The organism is Nocardiopsis sp. TNDT3, assembly GCF_003427465.1.
In the GTDB taxonomy this organism is placed as follows: Bacteria; Actinomycetota; Actinomycetes; order Streptosporangiales; family Streptosporangiaceae; genus Nocardiopsis; species Nocardiopsis dassonvillei.
Map to the genome: position 1 here is coordinate 1 of NZ_QPFC01000878.1, position 5,217 is coordinate 5,217.

Genomic DNA, 5,217 nt, shown 5'->3' on the forward strand with positions numbered 1-5,217 from the left:
GGCCGGTTGTACGCGCCGGGCCCCGGAGGCCTGACGGGCGCGCGGTCGGGGCTCAGGCGGCGTCGGCGTCCGCCCCGGTCCCCGGCGCGTACATCCGGCCCAGGTCGGCGAACACCTCGGTGTTGAGCTGGTAGGCCAGCCGGGTCTCGGCCACCAGGCGGGCGGCCGCGGCCTCATCCAGGGCCAGGGAGTCGAGCCGCTCCCGGTACCCGGCGCGGAAGCGGGGCAGGCTGCCCAGCGCGTCGAAGACGTAGAAGGAGACGCCGGCCGCGTCGGTCAGGCCGTAGGCGCTGGCGGCCACGCGGCGGATGAACTGCCCGCCGGACACGTCGCCCATGTAGCGGGTGTAGTGGTGCGCGACGAACCCCTCGGGGTGGTCGGCCATCTGCTCGATGCGCGCCGCGTAGGTGCGGGTGGCCGGGGTGGGGGCGATCCTGTCGCGCCAGTCGGCGCCGAGCAGGTGCTCCAGGTCGCGGACCAGCGCGGGGACCCGCTCCAGTTCCGGGTAGTGGAACCTTCCGGCGACGGGGTCGTCCGCCAGGCGCCGGCCGGTCTCCTCCAGCGCGACGTAGGCGAAGTAGTGCTGGGCGACCATGCCGGTGTACCCGTCCAGGGGGAGCGTGCCGTCCATGAGGGCCCGGGTGAAACCGTGGTCCTCGGCGGCCTGGTGGTCGCTCCAGGTCGCCGCGCGCAGGCGTTCGGAGAAGGTCCCGGGGGCGTCGGGGGCGGTCGTCGCGGGAACCTCGGCCGTTGCGCTCATCGGTGCTCTTCCGCCTTCCGTCCGGCACGTTTATGACATCATGTCATTTAGGCGGAGGCCGCTGTCAAGGGGGATATGACACCCTGTCATGAAAATCTGCCGGCGTGCCGAGGGGTGCCGGGCCCGTCTCCCCCTCCGCCTCCGGACCCGCCGCCCGGGCTCCCTCCCGGAGGCCGCCGCACCGCTTCCGTGCGCGTCTCCCGCAGGGGCGCCGACCTCTCCGGAGGGGCCTCGGGTACGCTCGAAGAAATCCAGCGCGTGTCCCCCGTCACACCCTGCATGTGCTCGTGCATGGGCGCATGCTCGTTCCGTCCGCACGTCGGGGCGGAGCGTCAGCGGGTTCCCACCGCGGGCCAACAGGCCCTCACACAGGGAGAACAGGGCTGTGATCCCGGTCTCCGGCGTCGGATGTGTCTCGTCACGGCCGCTGGTCAACAGGTCACCGGGGCGATTATCGTTTGGGTGTCGTGCGGTCCGGACCGCCGGGAGAACCCGGGGCGCCCCCCGGGGTCACACGGCGCGACACGGCACCCACGAACCGGCAGACCGAGGGCGATGAGTGGATACCAGGAGAACAGGGCACGATCCCGTGACGGTGATCGGCGGGGAGGCGGCACGGGCCGCCTCCGCCAACGACGCTGCCCCGCACGACGGGGCCTTCCTGGGCGACGACACCGTCCCGAACGAGCGGGTGGAGGCTGCTGTCGAACCGGTTGACGTCCTACTCATAGAAGACGACCCCGGGGACGCCTTCCTCGCCGAGGAACTGCTCGACGAGACGGCCCTGCCCACGCACATCACCTGGGTCCCCACGCTCGCCGAGGCGCGCCGGCACCTGGAGGGCTTCCGGGGCTGCGTGCTGCTCGACCTCAACCTCCCCGACGCCCACGGGCTGGACCTGCTCCGCGAGGTCCTGGAGGGCGCACCCGAGGCCGCCGTCGTCGTCCTCACCGGACTCGACGACGAGCACGAGGGCGTCGCCGCCGTGGCCGCGGGCGCCCAGGACTACCTCGTCAAGGGCCAGGTCGACGGCTCCCTGCTCGGCCGCAGCCTGCGCTACTCCCTGGAGCGCCGCCGCGCCGACGAGAACGCCCGCCAGCTGCGCGAGGCCCGCATGAGCGCCCGCGAGAACATGCGCCTCGAACGCGGACTCCTGCCCCAGGTCCTGCTCCAACGCTCGCCCCTGGAGCACCTGGCCTACTACCGCCCCGGCCGCAAACGCGCCCTGGTCGGCGGGGACTTCTACGACGCGGTCGAAAAGGACGGCACCACCCACGTCATCATCGGCGACGTCAGCGGGCACGGCCCCGACGAGGCCGCGCTCGGAGTCAGCCTGCGCATCGCCTGGCGCGCCCTCATCATGGGCGGCGTCGATGAGGACAAGGTGCTGACCAGCCTGGAGGACATCCTGGTCACCGAGCGGGCCCAGGAGGAGATGTACGCCACCCTGTGCATGGCCAGCCTGGACACCGGCGACGACCGGGTCAGGCTCCGCGTCCTGGGCCACCCGCCGCCCATGGTCCTGCGCGGCGGCGCCGTCGAGGAGACCCGCGTCACCCCGCAGCCTCCCCTGGGCGTCTTCCCCGTCGAGCAGACCGACACCGACACGGTCGTGCTCCCCACCGGGGCGACCATGCTCTTCTACACCGACGGCCTCGTGGACGCCTACGACGGCGCCCCGCCCGCCCGCCTGGAGGTCGCGGGCCTGCGCCGGATGGTCTCCGGCGTGCTGGAACGGGGCACCTCCCTGGCCGGGCTGCCCGAACGCCTGGTGGACGAGGCCGAGCGCAGCAACGGCGGACCGCTCCAGGACGACGTGGCGATGCTGCTCATCACCCACGGAGAGCCCGAGTGACACCGGCGACCGGAGAGGGGACGGCCATGGAGACCGAGGGATCCGGGCCCGCCCCGGACACCGGCGTGCACGGCGCGGCCTCGACCGGCGGCACGCACTTCGTCAACGGCACCAACCGCGAGGGGAAGCGCTCGGCCCACCAGTCGTGGAGCCTGCGGCGGCGCGTCACGAGCCTGCTGGCCGTGGTCGCCGTCGTCCTGGTCGTGGCGGTGTCCGTCATCACCCTGGCGGCGTTCCAGGCCCGCGAGTCCCTGGCGCTCCAGGTCGACTCCCTGACACCCGCCGTGAGCGCGGTCGAGCAGACGCACTCGGCCTACCTCACCCAGGACCACGCCCTGCGCGGCTACATCCTCACCCAGGACCGCGAGTTCCTCCAGCCCTACGTCGAGAGCCAGCTGACGCTGACGGAGAACCAGGCCGTCCTGGCCCAGCTGGCCGAGGACAACCCCGAGGTGGCCACCAACGTCGACGACCTGCTCACCGCGGGCCGGGTGTGGACCGAGGAGTTCGCCGAGCCCGCCCTGGAGCGGGTCAGCGGCGGCCAGGAGGTCACCCAGGAGGAGCTGCGGCGCGGCCGGGTCCTCTTCCTGGAGCTCAGCCGGATCAGCGACGCCACCACCAGCCAGCTGGAGGCGGAGATCAAGGAGGCCCGCGAGGGCCTGACCCTGGCCACCCAGCAGGTCGTGGCCCTGCTGGTCCTGGTCGGCCTGGTCGTGGTGTTCCTGTCGGTGTTCCTGTGGGTGATGCTCCAGCAGTGGGTTCTGCGCCCCCTGGAGGAACTCGCCGGGCACATGCGCCAGGTGTCGGAGGGCTACTACGCCCACCGGATCTCCCTGCACGGCCCGCCCGAGATCGTCCGGCTCGGCCAGGACGTGGACGCCATGCGCGAGCGCATCGTGCAGGACCTGGACGAGGTCGCCTCCGCGCGGCGCAAGCTCCAGGAGCAGTCCGTCCTCATGGAGAACCAGACCGAGGAACTGCGCCGCTCCAACCTGGAGCTGGAGCAGTTCGCCTACGTCGCCTCCCACGACCTCCAGGAGCCGCTGCGCAAGGTGGCGAGCTTCTGCCAGCTGCTCCAGCGCCGCTACCAGGGGCAGCTGGACGAGCGCGCCGACGCCTACATCGACTTCGCGGTCGAGGGCGCCAAGCGCATGCAGACCCTCATCAACGATCTACTGGCCTTCTCCCGGGTCGGCCGGGTCAGGAACTTCGCGCCGGTCGCCCTCGACGACGCGCTGGACGACGCCCTGAGCAGCCTGTCCACCCGTCTGGAGGAGGCCGACGCCGAGGTCACCCGGGACCCGTTGCCGACCGTGCAGGGCGACCGCACCCTCCTGACCCAGGTGTTCTTCAACCTCGTGGGCAACGCCGTGAAGTTCCGCGGCGAGGAGGACCCCCGGGTCCACATCAGCGTCGAACGGCGCGGTGACGAGTGGGTGTTCTGCTGCTCCGACAACGGGATCGGAATCGAACCGCAGTACGCGGAGCGCATCTTCGTGATCTTCCAGCGGTTGCATACCAGGGACAAGTACACGGGAACCGGCATCGGCCTGGCGATGTGCAAGAAGATCGTGGAGTTCCACGGGGGACGGATCTGGCTGGAAACCGGCTCCCGGGACCCCGGGGAATCCGAAACCTCAGGTGACCGGGACTCTGGTCGAACCGGAACGCGCATATGCTGGTCCTTGCCCGCCGACCCCGCGGAGGACGAGGACCCGGCCCCCGACAGGGGAACCGCCGAGCCCCTCGCCGTCGATAACGGGGACGAGGGCACCGAGGACGCCGAGACCACCCCCGAGGACTCGGCTCCGACGGCCGCACGACAGCCCACGGGTACGGACAACCCTGGGGAGGACGGCGCCGAACCGGGCGACAGGCCCGGCGGCGTCCGCTCCGCCCAGCCCGACACCGGTGGCGGTACGGTTCCCCCCGGTCACGGGGCGGGACCCTGAGCAGGGGTCTGGAAGCTTGAGCGAGGTCATGTTGGTGCATCCCATCGAGGTGCTGCTGGTCGAGGACGACCCCGGCGACGTCCTGATGACCAGGGAGGCGTTCGAGGAACACAAGCTGGGCAACCGCCTGCACGTGGTCTCCGACGGTGTCGAGGCGCTGCGCTTCCTGCGCCGCGAGGAGGAGTTCGCCGACGCGCCCCGTCCCCACCTGATCCTGCTCGACCTCAACCTGCCCCGCAAGGACGGCAGGGAGGTGCTGGAGGAGGTCAAGAACGACGAGGACCTCGCGCACATCCCCGTCGTGGTGCTCACCACCTCGGAGGCGGAGGAGGACGTGCTGCGCAGCTACCGCCTGCACGCCAACGCCTACGTCCCCAAGCCGGTGGACTTCGACCAGTTCATACGGGTGGTCCGGCAGATCGACGACTTCTTCGTCAGCGTGGTGCGCCTGCCCAAGGGGTAGGCGGCGCGCCCGTCCCACGGGAGGGCCGCGGCAGCGCCAGAGACCCGCGCGGGGACCGGCGGGGGAGGCCCGCGCGGTCGGCCCTCCGCGGGGTTTTCCGCAGCCGCGCACGGGGACTACCGCGGTGTGTCCGCCCGCGGTTCCATGGATATAGGGGGCCACCCACCCCTCCCGCTTCGCGCTGCCC

The 5,217-nt window shown here is 71.7% G+C and carries 4 protein-coding genes; 3 read left to right on the forward strand and 1 reads right to left on the reverse strand.

Features of this window, described 5'->3' with window-relative positions; translation table 11 throughout:
- Window positions 1–52 precede the first annotated feature (52 nt).
- Window positions 53–760, reverse strand: a complete 708-nt coding sequence (locus DQW06_RS20980; protein ID WP_071621398.1) for a heme oxygenase (biliverdin-producing) — start codon at window positions 758–760, stop codon at window positions 53–55.
- A gap of 589 nt (window positions 761–1,349) precedes the next feature.
- Between DQW06_RS20980 and DQW06_RS20985 the strand changes: the two genes are divergently transcribed.
- From DQW06_RS20985 to DQW06_RS20995, 3 genes are read left to right on the forward strand one after another with little or no spacing between them, the layout of a single operon-like run.
- A complete protein-coding gene (locus DQW06_RS20985) occupies window positions 1,350–2,615 on the forward strand; it encodes a PP2C family protein-serine/threonine phosphatase (protein WP_013151496.1) in 1,266 nt (421 codons plus the stop codon).
- 26 nt (window positions 2,616–2,641) lie between these two features.
- A complete protein-coding gene (locus DQW06_RS20990) occupies window positions 2,642–4,567 on the forward strand; it encodes a sensor histidine kinase (RefSeq protein WP_013151497.1) in 1,926 nt (641 codons plus the stop codon).
- Window positions 4,568–4,595: 28 nt separating this feature from the next.
- Complete coding sequence (locus tag DQW06_RS20995) at window positions 4,596–5,030, forward strand: response regulator (protein ID WP_013151498.1); 435 nt, start codon at window positions 4,596–4,598, stop codon at window positions 5,028–5,030.
- Window positions 5,031–5,217 lie beyond the last annotated feature (187 nt).